The sequence below is a fragment of the Amycolatopsis cynarae genome, from assembly GCF_026802195.1.
Classification (GTDB): Bacteria; Actinomycetota; Actinomycetes; order Mycobacteriales; family Pseudonocardiaceae; genus Amycolatopsis_E; species Amycolatopsis_E rhizosphaerae.
In genome coordinates this window covers 2397857-2419059 of record NZ_CP113836.1, presented here as the reverse complement: position 1 = coordinate 2419059, position 21203 = coordinate 2397857, and the positions used below count along the sequence as shown (strand labels likewise).

General features: G+C 70.5%; 21 protein-coding genes. 6 read left to right on the top strand and 15 right to left on the bottom strand.

The features are described from left to right. From ORV05_RS11465 to ORV05_RS11455, 3 genes are all read right to left on the bottom strand, one after another. Positions 1-372 (bottom strand): hypothetical protein, encoded by a 372-nt coding sequence (locus tag ORV05_RS11465; protein WP_268758444.1) that lies wholly within the window; start codon positions 370-372, stop codon positions 1-3. Between the two features lie 224 nt (positions 373-596). Next, positions 597-1745: a lytic murein transglycosylase gene (locus tag ORV05_RS11460; RefSeq protein WP_268758443.1), complete on the bottom strand. Its 1149-nt coding sequence runs from the start codon at positions 1743-1745 to the stop codon at positions 597-599. Positions 1746-1947: 202 nt separating this feature from the next. Continuing rightward, positions 1948-2403 (bottom strand): DUF7144 family membrane protein, encoded by a 456-nt coding sequence (locus tag ORV05_RS11455; protein ID WP_268758442.1) that lies wholly within the window; start codon positions 2401-2403, stop codon positions 1948-1950. Between the two features lie 161 nt (positions 2404-2564). Here ORV05_RS11455 and ORV05_RS11450 point away from each other — a divergent pair, with 161 nt between their 5' ends. Further along, a complete protein-coding gene (locus ORV05_RS11450; protein WP_268758441.1) occupies positions 2565-3035 on the top strand; it encodes a GyrI-like domain-containing protein in 471 nt (156 codons plus the stop codon). Positions 3036-3102: 67 nt separating this feature from the next. Here ORV05_RS11450 and ORV05_RS11445 read toward each other — a convergent pair whose 3' ends face one another. Beyond that, entirely contained in the window at positions 3103-3675 is a 573-nt protein-coding gene (locus ORV05_RS11445; protein WP_268758440.1) for a hypothetical protein, read from the bottom strand. 482 nt (positions 3676-4157) lie between these two features. On the opposite strand from ORV05_RS11445, the gene ORV05_RS11440 reads away from it, so the two are divergent. Both ORV05_RS11440 and ORV05_RS11435 read left to right on the top strand, forming a co-directional pair. Next, positions 4158-4784 (top strand): helix-turn-helix transcriptional regulator, encoded by a 627-nt coding sequence (locus tag ORV05_RS11440; protein WP_268758439.1) that lies wholly within the window; start codon positions 4158-4160, stop codon positions 4782-4784. After that, positions 4768-5910, top strand: coding sequence for a pyridoxal phosphate-dependent aminotransferase (locus ORV05_RS11435; RefSeq protein WP_268758438.1), 1143 nt, complete (start codon positions 4768-4770; stop codon positions 5908-5910). The genes ORV05_RS11440 and ORV05_RS11435 overlap by 17 nt, the downstream gene beginning before the upstream one ends. Before the next feature lie 82 nt (positions 5911-5992). Here ORV05_RS11435 and ORV05_RS11430 read toward each other — a convergent pair whose 3' ends face one another. Next, the gene (locus tag ORV05_RS11430; RefSeq protein WP_268758437.1) at positions 5993-9175 is read right to left on the bottom strand and encodes a BTAD domain-containing putative transcriptional regulator; all 3183 of its coding nucleotides are present in this window, start codon (positions 9173-9175) and stop codon (positions 5993-5995) included. A gap of 161 nt (positions 9176-9336) precedes the next feature. Between ORV05_RS11430 and ORV05_RS11425 the strand changes: the two genes are divergently transcribed. Beyond that, positions 9337-10203, top strand: a complete 867-nt coding sequence (locus ORV05_RS11425; protein ID WP_268758436.1) for an NAD(P)-dependent oxidoreductase — start codon at positions 9337-9339, stop codon at positions 10201-10203. Positions 10204-10276: 73 nt separating this feature from the next. Here the strand turns inward: ORV05_RS11425 and ORV05_RS11420 are convergent, their stop codons facing one another. After that, the gene (locus tag ORV05_RS11420) at positions 10277-11020 is read right to left on the bottom strand and encodes a class I SAM-dependent DNA methyltransferase (protein WP_268758435.1); all 744 of its coding nucleotides are present in this window, start codon (positions 11018-11020) and stop codon (positions 10277-10279) included. A gap of 118 nt (positions 11021-11138) precedes the next feature. On the opposite strand from ORV05_RS11420, the gene ORV05_RS11415 reads away from it, so the two are divergent. Then, positions 11139-11561 carry a nuclear transport factor 2 family protein gene (locus tag ORV05_RS11415; protein WP_268758434.1) on the top strand — a complete coding sequence of 141 codons (423 nt, stop codon included), beginning with the start codon at positions 11139-11141 and terminating at the stop codon, positions 11559-11561. 219 nt (positions 11562-11780) lie between these two features. On the opposite strand, the gene ORV05_RS11410 is transcribed toward ORV05_RS11415, so the two are convergent. The 9 genes from ORV05_RS11410 to ORV05_RS11370 all read right to left on the bottom strand — a co-directional run bounded on the left by ORV05_RS11410 (position 11781) and on the right by ORV05_RS11370 (position 19482). After that, a complete protein-coding gene (locus tag ORV05_RS11410) occupies positions 11781-12995 on the bottom strand; it encodes a cytochrome P450 (protein ID WP_268758433.1) in 1215 nt (404 codons plus the stop codon). A gap of 167 nt (positions 12996-13162) precedes the next feature. Continuing rightward, positions 13163-14119, bottom strand: a complete 957-nt coding sequence (locus tag ORV05_RS11405; protein WP_268758432.1) for an AMP-binding enzyme — start codon at positions 14117-14119, stop codon at positions 13163-13165. After that, positions 14116-14775: an AMP-binding protein gene (locus tag ORV05_RS11400; protein WP_268758431.1), complete on the bottom strand. Its 660-nt coding sequence runs from the start codon at positions 14773-14775 to the stop codon at positions 14116-14118. The genes ORV05_RS11405 and ORV05_RS11400 overlap by 4 nt, the downstream gene beginning before the upstream one ends. 15 nt (positions 14776-14790) lie before the next feature. Beyond that, on the bottom strand, positions 14791-15342 hold the full coding sequence (locus tag ORV05_RS11395; protein ID WP_268758430.1) for a Cif family virulence factor: 552 nt from the start codon (positions 15340-15342) through the stop codon (positions 14791-14793). Positions 15343-15357: 15 nt separating this feature from the next. After that, a complete protein-coding gene (locus ORV05_RS11390; RefSeq protein ID WP_268758429.1) occupies positions 15358-15552 on the bottom strand; it encodes a ferredoxin in 195 nt (64 codons plus the stop codon). After that, positions 15552-16904: a cytochrome P450 gene (locus ORV05_RS11385; RefSeq protein ID WP_268758428.1), complete on the bottom strand. Its 1353-nt coding sequence runs from the start codon at positions 16902-16904 to the stop codon at positions 15552-15554. The genes ORV05_RS11390 and ORV05_RS11385 overlap by 1 nt, the downstream gene beginning before the upstream one ends. Continuing rightward, positions 16891-17685: an SDR family oxidoreductase gene (locus ORV05_RS11380; protein WP_268758427.1), complete on the bottom strand. Its 795-nt coding sequence runs from the start codon at positions 17683-17685 to the stop codon at positions 16891-16893. The genes ORV05_RS11385 and ORV05_RS11380 overlap by 14 nt, the downstream gene beginning before the upstream one ends. Before the next feature lies 1 nt (position 17686). Next, positions 17687-18904, bottom strand: a complete 1218-nt coding sequence (locus tag ORV05_RS11375) for a cytochrome P450 (RefSeq protein WP_268758426.1) — start codon at positions 18902-18904, stop codon at positions 17687-17689. Continuing rightward, complete coding sequence (locus ORV05_RS11370; RefSeq protein WP_268758425.1) at positions 18901-19482, bottom strand: TetR/AcrR family transcriptional regulator; 582 nt, start codon at positions 19480-19482, stop codon at positions 18901-18903. The genes ORV05_RS11375 and ORV05_RS11370 overlap by 4 nt, the downstream gene beginning before the upstream one ends. Positions 19483-19689: 207 nt before the next feature. Between ORV05_RS11370 and ORV05_RS11365 the strand changes: the two genes are divergently transcribed. Then, entirely contained in the window at positions 19690-21183 is a 1494-nt protein-coding gene (locus tag ORV05_RS11365) for an aldehyde dehydrogenase (RefSeq protein ID WP_268758424.1), read from the top strand. Positions 21184-21203 lie beyond the last annotated feature (20 nt).

Sequence of the window (21203 nt, the reverse complement as noted above, 5' to 3'; positions counted from 1 at the left end):
CTAGGGACGAACGGAATCCGCCTGCGGAAAACCGTTTCCCGATTTCGGTTTCCCGGCCTTGGTCCGGTCGAAAATAACCAAGCGCAGGTCTTCGGGATCACCGGCTTTCGCGGCGAGGTCGCGGAAACTGAGCGCTGCCCCCTGTGCCCGGATACGGCGCTGGTACTGATGGCTGGAGATCGCGAGCTCCGTCTCCCCCATCCGCAGCCGCCAGCACCACATCCCCTGGATGTTCCGCACCGTCCGCAGATCGGCCCCGCCCAGCCCCGCGGTCAGTTCGCGCAGTGCCGACAGGCAGGAACGAGCGTCCGGAAAATCACCGATCGACCGGGCGATGTTGCGATTGTTCGCGGAAAGGAAACGCCAGGCCACACGACCCGGTGCGCCCTCCGGAGGAACCGGCCGGCGAGGGCCCGGCACCGTGAACATCTGAAACCGAGGGACTGCCATGACTCTCTTTTCGATCGACGGCCCCGACTTGCCGCGTAAGAATCAGGCAGCACGGTTTATTCTGGGCGAACACCGTCCGTACGAAACGTGCTGGGACGGCGCACTGGGGATGAACCCGCCAAAACGTACGCCGGGGGCGACACGGGCTAAGAGGTCGTGGTCACCGCTGGTGAAGACGACGTGGAGGCCGCCGGGACGGGCGACGGGCAGGACACGGCTGTCGCCGAAACCGGGGTTTCGGTCGTCGTCGTGCTCTCAGTGCAGGCGGGCGCGGAGGACGGGCTCGGGGTGGTGGAGGAGGGGGCGGACGGAGGAGCCGATGTCGAAGGGTTCGCAGGGGCGCTCGACGTGGTCGGCAGGGACGTGGTGGCGGGGGCCGCGCTCCGGGCCTGTGCGGGCGTGGACGGCGCGGTGGTGACCGGGAGGGGAGCCGGGCCGGGGGTCGCGGTGGGGGCGGTCGGGGCCGACAGGGCCACCTGGACCGCGGGCGCGGTCACCCCCGGCAGGGGCCGCACCCCGGCGGCGTAGGCGTCCGCCCACAACAGCACCGTGGCCACGTAGCTGTCGGAATGGTTGTAGCGGAAGACGGCGCTCGCCCGCTGCCGGGGATCCGCGGTGTCCACACCGCCCGCGCACAGGTAGGCCCCGGCGGCCAGGGAGGCGTCGTAGAGGTTGCCGGGATCGGCCCGCCCATCGCCGTTGCCGTCCAGGCCGTAGACGCGCCAGGTGGACGGGATGAACTGCATCGGCCCCACCGCGCGGTCCCAGCGGGCGTCACCGTCGTAGGCGCCGCCGTCGGTGTCCGGGATCGCCGCGAAACCCGCTCCGTCGAGCACCGGCCCGAGGATCGGCACCCTGGTGGTCCCGCCCGCGTCCACATCGCCGCCCCGGGCGTGCCCGGACTCGATGCGCCCGATGCTCGCCAGCAGCGACCAGCTCAGGTGGCATCCGGGCCTGCTGCGGGCCAGGCCGTCGGCGGCCGCACGATACGCGGCCAGCGCCACCCCGGGAATCCCGAGGGGACCGCTGGGCGGCGACGCGGCGGACCCGGCGGTTTGGGTCAGGACAACGGGGCCGGCGGTGCTCAGCGCTTCCCCCATCGAGGTCGCCGCGGGCAGGCTGCCGTCCACCGCCACCGGATGCCCGGCCGCGTCCACGGGATCCACGGCGCGGATCACCGGCCCGCTGCCCGCCTGCGGCGCGGCAGGCTCCCCCACCCCGGCAGCCGCGGATCCGGCCACCACCAACGGCAGCGCCAGCGCCAGCCACCGCAGCCCCCTCCGCCCGACCCGCACGCGCACTCTCCTCAGTCCTGGGCACCGTCCGTTGCCGCCCTGAGGTCGTTTCTAAGCGCGTATCACGCCAGGTTCACGGCCGTCAGGTGAACAACGGACGGCGCCCGGCTGAGGTCTTCCGGGCGCCGCTCCGTGTCGTTCGCCCCGGGTCCGGTCAGGGGCGTGTCCGATGGGGTCAGAGGGATCAGAGGGATCAGAGGGATCAGAGTTGCTCGTATTCCTCCCTGGCTTCCTGCCCGTGAACCACCACCGCCCAGATCACGACCACGTCCAGCGCGATCACAATGGTGGACCACAACGGGTAGGCGGACAGGAAGGCCAGTTGCGCGATCGCGTTGATGGTCGCCAGCACCACCGTCGTCACGCGGGCCCACATCGCGCCGGTGAACAGCGCGAGACCGGCGATGACGGCGAGGATCCCGATGATGAGGTGCACCCATCCCCAGCCGGTGAGGTTGAACACCAGCAGGCCCTGCGGGCCGATCACGTAGTACCTCGGGTTGAACAGGGCGACCACGCCCTCGATCACGTTGAACAGGCCGAGCAGGATCATCATCGCGCCGCCGAACCAGATCCAGCCGACCCATGCCGTCTGGGTGGTGGCCCGGCCCGTCGATCGCACCCCGCCCGCGGCCCCCGGATGCGCGTGTTGGCTCATGGCGTTACCCCTCCTGTCTCGTGCCGGATTCCGGCTTGCCTGTCATCGTCGGCCGCGCCCGGACACGCGGTCCTCGCCCGACCAGGGTGAGATCACGGCGCGGGACCGAAGAGGACTTACGGCCCTTGAGGGGGTTTCCGGTACGGGCGACGCTGAACGCCATGAGGACCTACGAGATCCAGGCGGAGACCAGGCACGAGCAGCCCTCGGCGATCGCCGAGGACACGTTGCCGGTCGCGGAGATCGGCCCCTGGCTCGGCAGGACCTACCAGGCCGTGACCGAGGCCGTCGCCGCACAGGGCGCCTATCCCGCGGGCCCGCCGTTCGCCCGCTTCCACATCCGGGGGGACGACCGGTTCACCGTGGAAGCGGGGTTCCCGGTCACCGCGCCGATCGAGGCGACCGATCAGGTCATCCCCTCGACGCTGCCCGGCGGACCGGTGGTGTCGACCCTGCACGTGGGTCCCTACGATCAGATGGAACCCGCGTACCAGGCGCTCACCTCATGGGTGAAGGACCACGGTGGCGAACCGGTCGGGGACGCCTGGGAGGTCTACCTCACCAACCCCGCCGAACAGCCCGATCCGGGTGCCTGGCACACCGAGGTCGTGCAGCCGTACCACCAGGTGTAGAGGTTTTCCTTTTCAGCCGGGCGATTTTCCGGCACAGCACCTCGGTGGCACCGTCGCATGTGGCCGGTCAGCCGGACACGAGGCGAAGCCGGAGGCCGCCGGCGCCCCCGTCCAGCACCTGCATCGCCAGGACGCCCGCCTTCCGCACCGGAGGCCCGGGCTCACCGTCGTCCGAGCAGACGCTGTACTGACCGCTCCGGGTCAGCGAAACCGTGCAGCCGGGCTGGAGGTTGCCGGAACTGCTTCTGCCACCGGACACGGCCCGGTAGACCAGCCCGTTCGGGTCCGCTCTTTCCACCGTGAGAGTGGTGATCCCGCCACCCTGTCCGGTGAGCCGAATGTCCATCGGGCCGGACACGCTGATCTCGCAGTTCCCGGTGGAGCACCGCTCGGCCCCGCCGTCCGCGGCGGGCGGCGGGGCGGCCTGCGGGGACGGCGGTGCCTCACCGGTCCCCTGCGGCGGAGCCCCCGGCGGCGGAGCGCCCTGCCCGGCCGGGCCGGTGGTGGTGACCCCGGCCGGTGGCGGGGCGTCCTGGCCGGAAGAACCACAGCCGGTGACCCAGCCGGTGACCGCGAGACCGGCCACCAGCAGGCCGCCCGTCACGCGGCCGGACACGACCCGGGAACGCGCACTGTCCATGGAGTACTCACCGCCTTTCGTCCCTGGTGCTCCCACGGTAACCAGGGCGCCGCGAATCGGCCTGGCGCACGGAAAACGCCGCTACCAGCGGTAATCCCCGCCCTTGCGTTAGTCCGAAGGGGTGGGCCGGCGGTCCGTGGGCGGCCGGGGCGGCTGGCACCACGAAGTGCCCGCCGAGCAGGCAGGAGTCACCGACGGCGAGTACGGCCCGCGGCGCGCCCCGGGCGCGTGACCGCGGTCCGGTGCCCCGGGGCGGCACCATCTTGGCCGAGCGTCAGGCACACGGGCAGCTCTCTACAGTGGACTGTCCGAACCGGATCGTGTGCTGCGGGGTGTCGCAGAACCGAGGGAAACGACCGAACCGAAGTTCGCCGAACCGGCCGCCCCCGCCGACGTATATCCGGCCGCGGCACGGCCCCGGGGCCCTACCCGACCCTGCCCCTCTTGGACAGAATGTCCATCCTGGATGTAGTGTCCACACCATGTGGGAGAGCTGGGCACCGGCGGGCGAGGCGATAGCGCGACTGCTGTCGCCGCACGCGGAGGTGGTGCTGCACGATCCGGCCACCGACCGCATCGTGGCGATCTGGAACCCGTTGTCCGGGCGCAAGCCCGGCGACCCCTCCCTGCTCGGAGAGCTCGACAGCCTGCCCTCGGCCGGGGAGGACGTGCACGGGCCGTACCTGAAGTCACTGGCCGACGGACGGCGCCTGTCCAGCGTCAGCGCCGTCCTCCGCGACGATCACGGGCGGGCCCGGCTGGTGCTGTGCATCAACGTGGACCGAAGCGCCTTCGACGCCGCGGCGAACCTGCTCTCCGGGTTCGCCGCGCCCGTCACCGCGCAGCCGGGCATGCTGTTCGAGCGGGACTGGACGGAGACGGTGCACGAGACCGTGGGCGCCTACGTGCGCGACCGGGGCACCCCCGTGGACCGGCTGACCCGGCAGGACCGGCTGGTCCTGCTCGCCCGGCTCGACGCCGCCGGGATCTTCGCCCAGCGGCGTTCCGTCCCCCTCGTCGCGCGGACGCTGGGCGCGTCCCGCTCGGCCGTCTACCAGTTGCTCGCCGAGCTGAGGAAGGATCCGCGGCCCCATGCCGACCCTGCCTGACTTCCGCCTGGAAACCCACTTCTCCCGCTGGGAGTTCGTCGCCCGCGACAACCTCGCCGCCTCCGACGCGGAAACGCTGTCGCTGGCCGAACTGCTCGCCATGGCCGACGACGACGCCAGGCGACGATGGGAATCGCTGCACCTCGGCTACACCGAGACCTACGGGCTGCCCGCGCTGCGGGAGGCCATCGCCGCCACCTACGACGGGCTGGAAGCCGCCGACATCCTCTGCTTCGCTGGTGCGGAGGAGGGCTTGTACCTGGCCATGCGCACCCTTCTCGACCGTGACGACCACGCCGTCGTCCTCACCCCGAACTACCAGTCCGCCGAAACCGTTCCGCTGTCGGTGTGCGACGTGACCGGGGTGCCGCTGCGCCAGGAGCACGACTGGGCACTCGACCTCGGCGAACTGGAACGCGCGTTGCGGCCGAACACGCGGCTTGTGTCGGTCAACTTCCCCCACAACCCCACGGGCACCCTCCCCGATCCCCAGACCTGGCTCCGGCTGGTCCGTCTATGCCAGGACCGCGGCATCATCCTGTTCAGTGACGAGGTGTACCGCGGGCTCGAACGGGCGCCGCGGCAACCGCTGCCCCAGGCCGCCGAACTGTCGCCCACCGCCCTGTCCCTGAACGTGATGTCCAAGTCCTACGGGCTGCCCGGTCTCCGGATCGGCTGGCTCGCCTGCCGCGACCGCGATGTGCTGCGGCGGCTCGAACGGGCCAAGCACTACACGTCCATCTGCAACTCCGCGCCCAGCGAGATCCTCGCGCTCATCGCCCTGCGCGCCCGGGACCGCATCCACGACCGGAACCGCCGCCTGATCGCGGCCAACATCGAGATCTTCGACGCGTTCTTCGCCCACTACCCGGACCTGTTCGACTGGTCACCGCCGTGCGGCGGGTGCGTCTGTTTCCCCCGGTATCGGGGCGAAGACGGGGTGGAAGCGTTCTGCACCGATCTCGTGGAGCAGGAAGGCATCCTGCTCCTGCCCGCGGGCGTCTACCGCTCGGAACTCACCCCGACGCCCACCGACCGCTTCCGGCTCGGCCTCGGGCGGCGCGATCCGGGCCCGGCACTGGAACGGTGGACCGCCTGGCTGGACAAGCGCGTCGGGAGTAGGTGACCGACGTGCTGCCGTCGGCGTTGAAACAGGTGGTGGCGCCCGTGCGGGCTCGCCGGGTTATCGAGCACGACGCGCTTTCCCTTCATGCCGGTAGGTGGCCGCAAACCGCCAGAACGGCTTCGGGCCCCTCCTTTCCGCCCAGGGAGAACCGCTCCGCGAAACCGGCTTCGCCCAGCCGCGCGACCGCCGCGGTGGTGATGCGCTCGACGTCACCGCGCTCGGCCTCCGGAAGCGGGGCACCCAATGCCCTCCGTGCCGCCGCCGCCGCGCCGAGGAGACGGACGGCGAACTCCGTCCGGTTCCGCAGCACCTCGGCGCCCGCGAGGCCTTCCAGCGCCAGCGCGACCGCTCGCGGATCGCCCGCCGCCATGGCGGCGGCGAGCCCCGCGCGATGACGCCGGAGAGCGGTTTCGGAGTCGCCGCGCTGTTCGGCGGCGAACCCGAGTTCGGCCATGAGCAGCGCGACGCCCAGATCGCCCTGCCGCTCCCGGCACCAGCCGACCCACGGCAGCAGATGTGCTTCGGCCTCGGCGAACCTGCCCTGCCTCCGCGCCACCAGGCCCAGCCCCGTCTCGGCGAACTGCATCCCCCGCTTGTGCGACTGCTCGGTGGCCACGCGCAACGCGCGCCGGTGGAGTTCCTCCGAAGCCGTGTGGTCACCGTTGAGCAGCGCGATCCGGCCCAGCCCCGACAGCGCGTAGGACTCTTCGATCCGCAGTCCCAGGTCCTCCGCCAGCTTGAGCTGCTCCCGGTACCACCACCCGGCCTGGTCGTACTCCCCCGCTATGGCGGCCAGCGAGCTGAGCACGTCGAGTGCCTTGAGCCTGCCCCAGTCGTCGCCGAGTTCCCGGAACAGCGCGAGTCCGCGTTCCGCGTCCCGCCGGGCCCGGGCCAGCTCACCCCGCGGCCGGGCCTGGACCGCGCACTCGGTGAGTGCGGCGGCGGTTCCCCAGCGATCGCCGAGGGCGCGAAACCCCGCCAGCGCCCGATCCGTGAGCTCGGCCAGGGCGGAAAGATCGCCGGATCCGATCAGCGCGAAGCCGAGGAACCACTGTGCGGTGGCCAGTCCCACCGGATCGTCGACGTCGTCGAACAGCTTGAGCGCCCGCCGAGCCTGCTCCCCCACGTCGGTTTCGTCGCCGAGCAGGGCGGCGAAACCGGCTTGCCAGGCCGCCACCCGTGCGCGGGCCTCCGGCCGGGCATCCCCGTCGAGCGCGAGCGCCCTGGTGAGCCACCGGTGCGCTTCGCCGAGGCGGCCGCGGAGGAACCAGTACCACGCCAGGCCATCGGCCAGTCGCAACGCGACGGCGGCCTCGCCGTGCCGAATCACGCCGTCGAGGACCGCCCGCAGGTTGCCGGTCTCGGCGTCCAGCCGGCGCAGCCAGTGCCGCTGCTCGTGCCCGCGCAACCCTTCCGCGGCTCTGGACACCAGCCCGAGGTGGTAGTCGCGGTGCCTGCGCCGCACGCGCTCCGTCTCGCCCGCCTCGGCGAGCCGGTCCCGGCCGTAGGCGGACACCGATTCGAGCAGGCGGTAGCGCAGCACGCCCGCACCAGGCGCCGGTTCGGCCGCCGTGACGAGCGAGCGGTCCACCAGCCGCGCCAGCAGATCGAACACCTCCGCGGCCCCTACGTCGTCCCCCGCACACACCGCTTCGGCGGACTCCAGTGTGCAGCCGTCGGTGTGCGCGGCCAGTCTGCGCAGCACCACGCGTTCCGGCTCGGTCAGCAGGTCCCAGCTCCAGTCGATGGTCGCGCGCAGCGTCCGCTGCCGCGCGGGGCCCCCGCGGCCACCGGTCAGCAGGCGGAACCTGTCGTCCAGGCGTCTCAGCAGTTCGTGCACGCCGAGGGAGCGGACCCGCGTGGCGGCCAGTTCGAGCGCCAGCGGGATACCGTCCAGGCGGCGGCAGACCGCCGCGACCACGGGGGACGCGGCCTCGTCGAGGACGAACCCCGGCGCCGCCTCGGCGGCACGGGCGGTGAACAGCCGCACGGCCGGGGAACGGGCCACCCCGGCCGATCCCTCGTCCTCCGGTACGGGCAACGGCGCAACGGTCCGGACCAGTTCTCCCGGCAGGCCGAGCGGCTCCCGGCTGGTGGCGAGGACGCGCACCGCGGGCGCCGCGGCCAGCAGCCGCGCGGCCAGTTCCGCCACGGGCCCGGCCACCTGTTCGCAGTTGTCCAGGACGAGCAGCATCGCCTTGCCGCGCAGGGCCGCAGCCAACGCGGCGGCCCCTCGATCCGCCCGGACACCGACGACGGAGGCCACCGCTTCGGCCACCCATTCGTCCTGGCCCGGGCCGAACTCGACGAACCAGGCGCCGTCGGCGAACCCGGCCAGCGCCTGCCTCGCCGATTCCACCGCGAGCCTCGTCTTGCCCACCCCGCCCGGGCCGGTGACGGTGACCAGCCGGGACACCGCGAGCGCGGCCCGCACCCCGCGCACCTCTTCGGTCCGGCCCAGCAACTCGGTGAGGAACGCGGGCAGATTCGTCCCCGGCGACCGGGCCACGGGTCCGGCCAGTGCGGGATCCTGCACCAGGATCGCCCGGTGCACCGCGGTCAGCTCGGGACCGGGCGCCAGCCCCAGCTCGTCGGCCAGCAGCCGCCGGATCTCCGTGTAGCTCTGCAGTGCCTCGGTCTGCCTGCCGGAGCGGTAGAGCGCCTTCAGGAACAGGGCACGCAGGTGCTCCCGCAGCGGGTACCGGGCCACGAGCTCCCCCAGTTCGGCCGGCAGGCCCGCGATCTCCCCCAGCGCGAGCCGGGCCTCGGCCCACTCCTCGCTCGCGGCCAGCCGCTCCTCCTCCAGCCTGCCCACCTCCGGCGCCGCGAACGGTTCACCGGCGAACTCCGGCAGCGCGGGCCCGCGCCACAGGCCCAACGCCTCGCTCAGCAGAGCCGCCTTCGCACCGGGATCGGTGGCGGAGCGGGCTTCGGCGGTGAGTGCGCGGAAGCACGCCGCGTCGATCGACTCAGGACCGGCGCGCAGCAGGTAGCCCCCCTGGCGATGGACCACCAGCTCGCGACCGCCCGGCTCGGCCGTCTCGAAGGCGCGGCGAAGCTGCGACACCTTCGTCTGCAGGGTGTTGACCGGATTTCCGGGCGGATGCGCACCCCACAGGTCCTCGGCCAGCCGGTCGGCCGACAGCGGACGGCCCGCGTGCAGCACGAGATCCGCGAGCAGGGCACGGACCTTGAGTTCGGGAACACGGACGACACGGCCCTGCGCGTCACGGACGGCGAGCTCCCCCAGTACTTCGAATCGCACGAAAACGACGGTAGCGCCGGGCACCGACATTTCCGGCGTGAGCACACCCCCAGCGAATCGTGCGCGGGCTCCGGCACCGTGGATCGCGGCGGCCGGACGACGCCGGCGAACAGCGCCACGACACCACCGCAACATCCCTATGACAGCAAGGAAAGCAGGACATGTCCCGAGAAACTCACGTGACCGTGCTCGGCCTCGGCCCGATGGGCCAGGCCATGGTGCGCACCTTCCTCGCCCACGGGATTCACACGACAGTGTGGAACCGCACGGCAAGCCGCGCCGAGCCGCTCGTGGCCGAAGGGGCGCACCGGGCCGAGTCGGTCGAAGAAGCGCTCTCCATCAGCGAGACCGTCATCCTCAGTCTCACCGACTACCAGGCGATGTACGACATCCTGGACGGCACCGGGCTCGCCGGGCGGGTGATCGTCAACCTCAGCTCCGACACGCCGCAAAGCAGCCGGGAAGCCGCGGACTGGCTGGCGGAACGCGGCGCCCGGCTGCTCGTGGGCGGGGTCATGGTGCCCGCCCCGCTGGTGGGCACCGACGCCGCGTACGTCTTCTACAGCGGACCACGCGATCTCTTCGAAACCTGCGAGCCGATCCTGCGTCTGCTGGGCAAACCCGATTACCGCGGCGCGGATCCGGCGCTGGCCCAGCTGTTCTACCAGGCCCAGCTCGACGTCTTCCTGACCTCGCTGTCCGCCTACCTGCACGCGACCGCCCTGCTCGCCTCGGCCGGGGTCTCCGCCGAGGCGTTCCGGCCCTATGCCGCGGACAATTTCGACACCCTGTCGTCCTATCTGGCCGAAGCCGCCCAGGCGATCGACCAGGGCCGCTACCCGGGCGACAAGGCATCGGTGGCGATGATGGGCGCGACCGCCGACCACATCCTCGGCGCCAGCCGGGATGCCGGGATCGATCTCGCTCTCCCCGGTGCGGTGAAGGATCACTACGACCGGGCACGCGCCGCGGGCCGCGGGAAGGAGGGGTGGGCAAGCCTGTTCGAGGTGATCAAGAGGTCCGCCTGAAATGACGTGCGCGACGGTGCGACGGCGGACCCGGATGTGCCCCTCGCTGTGGCGAGTTTGCCCATTCCTGGCGCTATTCGGCGCGGCGGGCGATGGTGATGATCTCGGGGCTGGTGGCGGTGAGCGGCCCGCCGGAGAAGTCCCCGAACTGCCGCTCGACGACGAGGCCTGCTTCGGTGAGGAAGTCCGTCAGTTCCCCGGGGGTGACGAACCGCAGCGTGGTCCGGCTGAATCGTGGCCGGTCCCAGCGGGAGCCGGTGAACGTCGTGGCGAACGAGACGGTGTTCCCGGTGACCGGGGTTTCCACGTCGTTCCACATGCGCACGACGCCGCCCGCACCGTCGTCGGCCTCCAACACGTTGTCCGGAACCCAGCGTTCCCAGGGGCGAGCACCGGGATTGCGGGTTTCGAAGGCGAACCGGCCGCCTTCGGTCAGTGCCCGGGCGATCGTCGAGAGGCCGCGCCGGAGCTCGTCGTCGGCCAGCAGCACCTGGAAGGCGTGCCCGGTCATCACCGCGAGATCGAACTCGCGGTCCCAGCGGGGGCGGGACAGCTCCCCCTCGACCCACTCGATGTCCGATCGCCGTCGTGCCTGCGCGAGCATTCCGGCGGCCGGGTCCAGCCCGCACAACCGGCCCGTGTGCCCGGCTTCCCTGGCCTTGTGCAGGAGCAGGCCGGTGCCGCACCCGACGTCGAGCACGGCGTCCTGGGGGGACATCAGCCCGAGGTAGAAGGCGAGATCGCCCCTGGTCTCCCACGGGGAGAACAGGTCGTAGAGGCCGGCGAGATCGGTGTCGGCGAACAAGGGGTCGACCATCCGCCCAGCCTGCCCGCAGGCGCACCCGGACCGCCACCGGTTTTCGCCGCCCGCCGCGATCGAAGCCAGGGTCGGATTGCCGCCAGCGCGCGAGTGCGGAAAGGCCCATCATTGCCGGGTGAGCATCGAAACAACGCTGAAGAGGTTCTACGCCGAGGAGGCCGCCTACGTGGCGGCGGGCGGTTTCGGAAATGCCTCCTTCGACGGGCTGGCCTCGTGCCTGGCCGAAGATGTCGTGATGTACCAGGCCGAAAGCCTCCCGTACGGTGGGCAATGGCGTGGTCACGAGGGCATCGAGCAGTTCATGTTCGCCTTCGGCAAGGCCTGGGAATCATTGGAGTTCTTCGAGCACCGGTTCGTCACCGAGGCGCCTTCGGTGGTGGTGTACAACCGGGGGCGGTTGCGGGCACGCTGCACCGGCCGGACGCTGGACACCTCGGTCATGCAGTTGATCACGGTGCGGGACGGTCTCATCGCCGAGATGCATCCGTTCTATATGGACACCGCCGCGGTGCTGGAGGCACTGGCGCATGTTTCCTAAGCGGCGGAGCCGCTTGCTGTGAGCTGTCAGCTCGCACCGGCGCGGGTTCTGACGTGCGCAAGAACAGCACTGCCAGCGCTTCGTGAATTGGCATTCATGAGGAGGAGATCCCACAGCCAGGGACCGTCTGAGGTTCCGCTACCCGCACCGCTACCCAAGCCACTTTGATACACGCCTTAGCGAGCGGTGACGGGCACGTCGCCTGCCCGTCACCGCCGGTCAGGCGAGGGCCCTGGCCGGTTGCGGGGTGAACTCCACCGGCATGCCCTCGATGCCGGAAACGAAGTTGGCCGCACGGCGCGGCAGCGGGTCGGGAGCGTCCCCGGCCAGCCGGAGGTCGGGCAGGCGCGTGAGCAGCCGGGCGAACATCTCCCGCAGTTCGAGCCGGGCGAGTCTGCTGCCGAGGCAGAAGTGTGCGCCGAAACCGAAGGCGACGTGGTCGTTGGGTCGCCGCGTGATGTCGAACTCCTCCGGCCGGTCGAACACGGCTTCGTCCCGGTTCGCCGATGGGTAGAGCAGGAGCACCTTCTCCCCCGCCCGGATCGAGGTGTCTCCGATCCGGGTGTCCACCGTGGCGGTGCGGGCCATGTTCTTGATCGGCGAGACCCAGCGCAGCATCTCGTCGATCGCGGTGGGCAGCAGGCCGAGATCGGCCCGCAGGCGCGCCAACTGGTCCGGCCGGGTGAGCAGAGCCGCCATCCCGCCGCTGATCACGTGCCGGGTGGTCTCGTCACCGCCGATGAGGATCAGCAGGGTCTCCATGACCAGCGAGTCGTCGGTGAGCCGGTCACCGTCGAACTCCGCGTTGGCCAGGATCCCGATGAGGTCGCTCTCGTCGCGGTCACGCCTCCGCCGCGCGACGCGTTCGGTGATGTAGGCGCTGTACTCGACGAAGGCGGTGGCGGCCGCGGTCATCGCGTCCGGATCGGGAGAACCGAGCGCACGCACCATGTCGTCGGACCACCGCAGCAGATCATCGCGGTCCCCCGGTTCGACGCCGAGCATGTCGCCGATCACGAACAGGGGCAGCGGGGCAGCGAGATCGGCCACGAAATCGCAGGCTCCTCGCTCGCAGACGCGGTCGATGAGAAAGTCGCAGATGCCGCCGACCGCGCCTTCCCGTGCCGCGACCGCCTTCGGCAGGAAGCCCGCGCCGACCAGCCGCCGTCGCCTGCGGTGCTCGGGATCGTCCATATCGATCATGTAGGGCATCGCGGGGTGATCGGGCCGGATCCCGCCCGCGCTGGAGAAGACCTCCGGGTTGGTCGACACCGCCTTCACGTCGTGATAGCGGGTCACCCCCCACACTCCCGGCTCCGGGTCCCGGTAGACCGGTTCGTTCCGCCGCATCCAGGCGAAGGCCGGATAGGGATCGCCGGCGTAGAACGCACCGTCGACCAGGCTGATCCGGGGCTCACAACGCTCTGCCGTCACGGCTTCGCTCCCTCGATGACGTCCATGGATTCTCCTACCCCCTAAGGGATCGCCTCGGATTCTTGCCAGGACTGTCGAAAATGGCCGCAGACACAAAGTAGAACGTGTTCTGCTTTCGCGTCAACCCGCCGCAAGGGCGTTGTGCCCTGCCGCGAAAGAAGGAGGTTTCAGTCGGCGTGCGCGAAGGCCGATCGTTCCCGCGTGTACCGCTGAGCCCACCGGTAATCCGGTTTTCCGCTCGGGGTCCGTTCGACCTTTTCCGCCAGCCACAGACTGCGCGGCACCTTGTAGCCCGCCAGGGACTGCCGCAGATGCCGGTTCAGCTCCGGCAGATCCGGCTCCCAGCCCGGCCGGGCCTGCACCACGGCGGCCACCCGGTGCCCCAGCCGCTCGTCCGGCACGCCGACCACGATCGCGTCGAACACCCCGGGGTGCGCCTTCAGCGTGCCCTCCACCTCCTCGGGAAACACCTTTTCGCCCCCGGTGTTGATGCACATGTTTCCGCGGCCCAGCAGGGTGATCGTGCCGTCTGCCTCGACCCGCGCGAAATCGCCCGGGGTCACGTACCGGGCACCATCGACCTCGACGAACAGTGCGGCCGTCTTCTCCGGATCCTTGTAGTACCCGAGCGGGACGTGGCCGCCCCGGGCGAACCTGCCGATCACCCCCGAACCCGGAACCACCGGCCTGCCCGCCTCGTCGATCACCAGCACCTCGCGCCCCGGCGGTACGCGCGGTCCCCCGGCGTACTCCGGATCCCGGCCCACGATCTTGATCCCGCCGAAACCGGTTTCCGAGGAGCCGATCGAATCGGTGATCACCGTGTTCGGCAGCGCGTCCACGAACTGCCGCTTGACACTGGGCGAGAACAGGGCCGCACTGCTGGCGAGCGCCACCAGCGACGAGGTGTCGTAGTCGCCCGCCCGCAGGGCTTCGATCATCGGACGGCCCATCGCGTCCCCGGTGATCACCGCGACGCCGGCCCGGTGCCGTTCGATCAGCCGCCACACGTTCGCCGCGTCGAACTTCGCGGTGAGCAGCACGGTGTTCCCGCCGAAGAGCGCGGCCAGCGCGGCCCACTGCGCCGCGCCGTGGATCAGCGGCGGGATCGGGAACCACGTCATGGGCTCGCTCCCGGCCCCTGGCACGCCTGCTGCCACTCGTCCAGCTCCACCCCGGTGTGGAAGTCCATGCCACCGCCCAGTACCCGCCAGACGTCCGCGTGCCGCCACACGACGCCCTTCGGATATCCGGTCGTGCCGCCCGTGTAGAGCACATACCGGTCGTCCGGGCTCCGCTCCGGGAAATCACGCTCCGGCGAGGCCGAAACCAGCGCCTCCTCGTACTCGACTCCCCCGTAGGCCGTGTAGTCGTCTTCGGTACCGTCTTCGACCACCAGCACGTGTCCGAGCCCGGGTACCTCGGGCAGCACCTCCGCCACCAGATGCGCGAAGCGGCGTTCGTGCACGAGGGCGACCAGATCGGCGTTGTCGAACAGGTAGCGCAACTCGGCGCAGACGTAGCGGTAGTTGACGTTGATCGCCACCGCCCGGAGTTTGTAGGCGGCCAGCATGGTTTCCAGCGCCTCGATCGCGTTGCGGGTGTACACGCCGACGTGATCCCCCGGCCCGACGCCCCGCCCGGCAAGGTAGTGCGCCAGGCGGTTCGCTCGCGCCTCCAGCTCCGCGTAACCACGGCGTACCTCGCCGCAGATCGCGGCGGTCCGGCCGGGCACGAGATCCACGGTGTGCTCGAACAGGTCCGCGATGTTCAGTACCATTCCGGCCGCACCCCCTCACCAGATCGGCACCGGCGACTGTCCACGCCGGAAGTACCCGGGCAGGCGGCGTCCCGAGGTGGCGCGCCGGATGCGCTCCCGCATCCCCTCAGACAGCGCGTTGTCCCTGATCATTTCCAGGTAGAGCGCGGAAACGTTGCCGAAATCGAAGAAGTCCCGCTGCCAGGACCACTGCCAGTTCCCTCCATAACGGAACCAGCTGCCGCCGATCCCGGCGACCTCGTACCGGGTCCCGTCCGGCCGGGTGGCACCGGCCAGCTGCTTCCAGAAGCCGATCGCCTCACCGGCCCGGTCGTCGACGACGAACTTCTGGTACGGATACTCCCATCCCGCCAGGCCCGCCATCTCCTGGCCGAGCGCGATGTCCCGGATCTCCTCCCGGCCCACCGCCATGAAGTCCTGGCCGGGACCCACGTTCCACCCGTAGGTGGCGTCCTCCGTGTACATTTCGGCCAGCGGCCGCCAGTCGCCTGCCTCCTCGCAGCGCTGGTTCTCCTTGAGCCACCGGTCGACCATCTTGTCCAGCTCCGCACGGGGAAAGGCAGGCATCGCATCCACTCCTGTTCACTCGTCGGTCAGTCGCAGTGCCCGGGTCGGACAGAAGCGCACCGCGCGGGCCACCTCGGCCCGCAGCTGCTCCGAGGGCTCGGCTTCGCGGATCTCCACCTTTCCCCGCTTGGGCACCGAGAACACCTCCGGCGCTTCCAGCTCGCACATCGCGTGTCCCTGACACAGATCCAGGTCGGCATCGATCCGCATCACGCGCTCCGGCGCCGGTAGGACACCCGGCAGGGCTGCGCCAGCTGGACGACCATCTTGCTGTGGTCGTTGCGGTAACTCTCCGGCGGCTGCGCCGGCTCGAACTCGAACTCCCGCAGCAGCACCGAAAAGATCGCCTTGAGCTGCACCATGGCGAAGTTTGCGCCGACGCAGCGGTGCCGTCCGGCGCCGAACGGGATCCAGGTCCACCGGTTGACGAGATCCTCTTGGCGCGGTTCCGCATAGCGGTACGGATCGAAGGCGTCCGCATCGGGGAAGTCCTCCGGGATCCGGTTCGAGATCGCCGGGGTCGCGCCGACCAGCCGGCCTTCGGCGATTCGGCAGCCGCCGACCTGAAGGTCCTCCTTGGCCACCCGCAACAGCAGGATCAGCGGCGGGTGCAGGCGAAGGGCCTCCTTGATGGCCGACTCCAGCAGCGGGATCTGCCGCAGTGCGCGGAAGCCGACCTCCGATCCGTCGCCGTAGAGCTCGTCCAGTTCGGACACCACGGCGCGCATCACCTGGGGATGGCGCAGCAGCTCGATCAGCGTCCACGCCGCGGTGCCCGAACTGGTGTGGTGCCCGGCGAACATCATCGAGATGAACATGCCGGTGATCTCGTCGGCGGAGAACCGCGGCGCACCGTGGGTGTCCTTGACGGACATGAGCACGTCCAGCATGTCCCGCCGCGCCTTGTCCGGCGGCGGCGCGGCGGTCCGCTTGTCCATGATCTCCTGCACGAGCCGTACCAGACCGGCCCTCGCCTCGTCCCGGCGGCGAAAACTCTCGATGGGGGCATACGGGTCGACGTAGGCGAGCGCGTCGGTGCCCCGCTCCAGATCGTGGTAGAGCCCGGCGAACCGCCCGTCGAGTTCCTCCCGGAACCGCTGCCCGATCAAGCAGGCGGAAGAGGTGTAGATGGTCAGCTCGGCGAAGAAGTCGAGGAGGTCGATCTCGCCCTCGTCCTTCCAGTTCGCGACCATCCTGCCCACCTCGGCCGGGATGGTGGTGGCGTGCCCCTTCATGTGCTCACCGCGGAGTGCCTGGTTGTGCAGCATCTCCTTGCGGCGCTCCGGGCTCGCGTCGAACACCACACCGCTGCCGAAGATCGGCTTCATGAACGGGTAGGCCTCGGCCTGGTCGAGTTCGGAGTCGGCGGACCGGAAGAAGAACTCGTTGGCCTCGGCCCCCGAGAGCAGGACCACGGATCGGTCCGCGAGCCGGAACGCGCCGACGTTCCCGCATTCCTCGCGGACGCGGCGCATCAGCCCGATCGGGTCGTGCCGGAGTTCTTCGAGATGGCCGTGCTCTTCCCGTCCCCCGGAGACCAGGGGCGGCTCACGAAGCGTCATCTTGCTCCCTCCTCAGCGGCGCCTCGGGTTGCACCTCGACGAGTGCGATGTGGACACCCCGGGGCACGGAAACCGCGTTGTGGACGGCGGCGGCGATGTCCGAGGGGCGCAGGAAGTAGGGGTGGCGGGCGAAACCCCACTTCGCCCAGTCCCGCAGCAGCGGTCCGACGACCTCGGGATCCCAGCTCATGCCCATCCCGGTGAGCGTCGGGCCGGGACGCACGATCGATGCCCTGACCCCGGTGCCTTCCAGTTCCATCTGCAGTGCCCGTGCCATGGCCTCGACCCCGGCCTTCGACGGCACGTAGGCGCCCATTCGCGGCCGGGGCGCCCGCACCACGTCGGAGCCGATGAACACGATGTCGCCTCGCTTGCGCCGCACCATGTCCGGCACGATCTCCGACACCAGGCGGTGCGCGCCGACCAGATGTACCTGCACCTGGGCCGAAAACCGCTCGGCGTCCATCTCGTGGACGAGGGAGGACTCCAGATCCCCCGCTCCCGAAACGAGAATTTCGATCGGACCGAGTGCTTCGGTGGCCGCGGCGACGAACCCTTTGACCGAGTCCGGATCGGACACGTCGAGCCGGTGCACGAACGCTTCACCGCCGCCGGCCCGGATGCCCTCGGCGACCTTCTCGCATTCCTCCACTCGCCGTGCCCCGAGCGCGACCGGGTGCCCAGACTCGGCGAGGGCGGCGGCGGTGGCCGCGCCGATACCCGAGGAGGCCCCGGCGATCACGGACGGACGGCGTCGCGGATGGGGTTCGAAACGGGGCATGTCAGCGTGCCTCCACTCGCATCGGCAGCGCGGCGAAGCCGCGGACGTTCGTCGAATGCACCCGTCGCACACCGGCGGGTTCGATCTCGTAGGCGGATATCCGGGAGAGCAGTTCGGTGAGCGCGATCCGAGCCTCCATCCGCGCCAGGTGCGCGCCCAGGCAGAAGTGGACGCCACCGCCGAAGCTGGCGACCTGCCGCTCCCGCGGGCGCCCGATCGCGAAGGTGCCCGCCTCGGGGAAGATCCGTTCGTCCCGGTTGGCCGAGCCGACCAGCAGCAGCACCCTGGCCCCGCTGGGCACGGTCTGCCCGTGGTAGTCCAGGTCCATGACGGCCGTGCGCGCGATGATCTGGCTGGAGGTGTCGTAACGCAGGGTCTCCTCGATCCAGTCCGGCACGAGGCCCGGATCGCCGAGCACCTTCGCCAGCTCGTCCGGATTCCGCCATGCCCAGTACACCGCGTTCCCGAGCAGTTTGGTGGTGGTTTCGTTGCCCGCCACCACCATCAGGAACAGGAAGGCGATGATCTCTTCCTGACCGAGGCGGTCGCCGTCGATTTCGGCGTCCAGCAGCGCCGAACACAGGTCACCGGTGCGGCGGGTACGCCGGTCCTCGAGCATCGCGGCGTAGTACTGCACGAGCTCGATGGAGGCTTCGATCGCGGCCTGCGGCACGTCCAGCACCCCGTCCTCGCGGTGCATCACCGTGTCGGCCAGCAGGCGCAGCCGGTCGCGGTCGGCGGCAGGCACCCCGAGCAGTTCGGAGATCACGTCCATCGGCAGTCTTCCCGCGAACTCGCGGACGAAGTCGAACTCGCGCCGCTCCAGCGCCGCCGAGAGGTGCTGCCGGGTCAGTTCCGTGATCCGCCCTTCGAGGTCGTTGATCCGGCGTGGCGTGAAGCCGCGGGAAACCAGCGAACGCATCCGCTGGTGCCGCGGATCGTCCATGGCGAGGAAGGACATCGTCCGGTGGGCGTGCGGCCCGTAGGCCGCCGGGTCGAGCGAGACACCGTTCGCGCTGGACAGTCGCTTGTGGTCGCGGAATCCGGCGGTCACGTCGTCGTAGCGCGACAGCGCCCAGAAATCGAGCTCCTCGTTGCGGTACAACGGGACTTGTTCGCGAAGGCGGGCATAGGTCGGGTACGGATCTTCGTGGAAGGCGTAGTCGTAGGGGTTGAAGGACACCGATGTGGACACCGGCTGGGACATGCCGTCGGTCAAGACGCCCCCTTCATGATGAACGTGGCCGTGATGGCGAGTCGGTCGGCGACTTCCCGGTAGGAGACGTAGCCCATGCCGGCGTGGGTCAGCGAACCCGCGAAGGCGAACTCCAGTGCGTGCAGGACCTGCGGGTCGTGGCCCGGGCCGAGGGCGCCGCGCAGCTGACGACGGATCTCCCCGCCGATCCGCTGCCGCAGCTGCGCCACATCCGGTTCGCCGCCCAGGAGCGCGGTGGTACACCCGGCGGCCAGCCAGGGCTCGTCCACCACGAGCAGGGCGATGTCCCGCAGCACCCGCACGACCCGTTCACGTGGTCCCCCGTCGCCGTTGCGCGCCGTGGCGAGTTTCTGGAGCCTGCGCCAGAAAAGCTCCGCGACCAGATGGTTCTTGGAGGAGAAGTAGGTGTACGCGGTGGCCGGCACCACTCCGGCGCGAGCCGCCACGTTGCGGACGGTCAGATCGGCGTAGCCGACGGCACGCAGCTCCGCCACCGCCGCTTCGGCGAGCCGCTGCACCATCCGGGCCTGGCGTTGCGTGAGCCTGCGGCGCGTCGCTTCGACACCCACGTGACTAGACACGTGTCCAGACGATACTCTGAACAGCACCCCCGAGCAAGAAACCCTTGCCCTCCAACCACTCCCCTCCGCGGCTTGGGTTTCCGCAAAGCCGCGAGGGGACCCCTCACGGGAAGCGCCCGGCCCCTCCTACACCACCGGCCCTTCTCGCGAGGGTTCTCTCCGGCCGGATCTTGCGCCCATCGGAGCGGCGAACTACAGTCTGGACATATGTCCAGTTCCGTGGAGCGTGCCACGACCCACTGGCCCACCTCGTCTTCCTCCCGGCTCCTCGTCGACGGCGAGCTACGCGCGGGCGGCGCGGGCGAGTTCCCCACCGTCAATCCGGCCACCGAGGAGATCCTCGGTTTCGCCGCCGACGCCGACGCCCGCGACCTCGATGCCGCGATCGGCGCCGCCCGGCGCGCCTTCGACGAGACCGGCTGGGCACGCGACCCCGCCTTCCGGGCCAGGTGCCTCCTGCAACTGCGCGACGCACTGACCCGCAACGTCGGCTGGCTGCGGACCATCACCGTCGCCGAGGCGGGCGCACCGTCCTTGCTGACCCGCGGCCCGCAACTGGAGGGACCGATCGCCGACCTGGGCTTCTTCGCCGATCTGGCCGAGTCCTACCCCTGGATCACCGATCTCGGCCGCGCCGAACCGATGGGCGTGCCGACCCGGCGCTGGGTGCATCGTGAACCGGCCGGGGTGGTCGCCGCGATCACCCCGTGGAACTTCCCCCACCAGATCAACTTCGCCAAGCTGGGTCCCGCGCTCGCCGCGGGCAACACGGTCGTGCTCAAGCCCGCGCCCGACACACCGTGGTGCGCCGCGGCCGTGGGCGAGCTGATCGTCCGGGAAACCGACCTCCCCCCGGGTGTGGTCAACATCGTGACCTCGAGCGACGACGCCCGGGGTGCCCAGCTCGTGGCCGACCCCCGGGTGGACCTCGTCTCCTTCACCGGCTCGACCGCGACCGGCCGCGCCGTGATGGCCTCGGCGGCCGCGTCACTGAAGAAGGTTTTCCTCGAACTGGGCGGGAAATCCGCCTACGTCGTGCTCGACGACGCGGACCTGCGCGCCGCTTGCGCGATGGCGGCCTTCGCCGTGTGCACCCACGCCGGGCAGGGCTGTGCCATCACCACCCGGCTGCTGGTGCCGCGCGCCCGCTACGACGAGGCGGCCGCGGCAACCGCGGCCGCGATGTCCGGCATCAGGGTCGGCGATCCGGCCGATCCCGGCACGATCTGCGGCCCGCTGATCTCGGCACGTCAACGCGACCGCGTCGAGGGCTACCTGCGCCTGGCCCTCGAAGAGGGCGGACGGTTCGCCTACGGCGGTGGCCGTGTGCCCGGCATGGAGCGCGGCTTCTTCGTGCAGCCGACCTTGGTCACCGGTCTGGGCAACGAAAGCCGCGTCGCCCGGGAGGAGATCTTCGGCCCGGTGCTGGTGATCCTGCCCCACGACGGAGACGACGACGCGGTGCGCATCGCCAACGATTCGCCGTACGGCCTCTCGGGCGCGGTGCACGGGACGGACCTCGAACGCGCCCGGTCGGTGGCGTCGCGCATCCGCACCGGAACGCTCAGCGTCAACGGCGGAGTGTGGTACTCGGCGGACATCCCGTTCGGCGGCTACAAGCAGTCCGGTATCGGCCGCGAAATGGGCGTGGCCGGTTTCGAGGAATACCTGGAAACCAAGGTCATCGCCGAATCCGCCTGAGCCTGCTGGAGGCAGCCCGA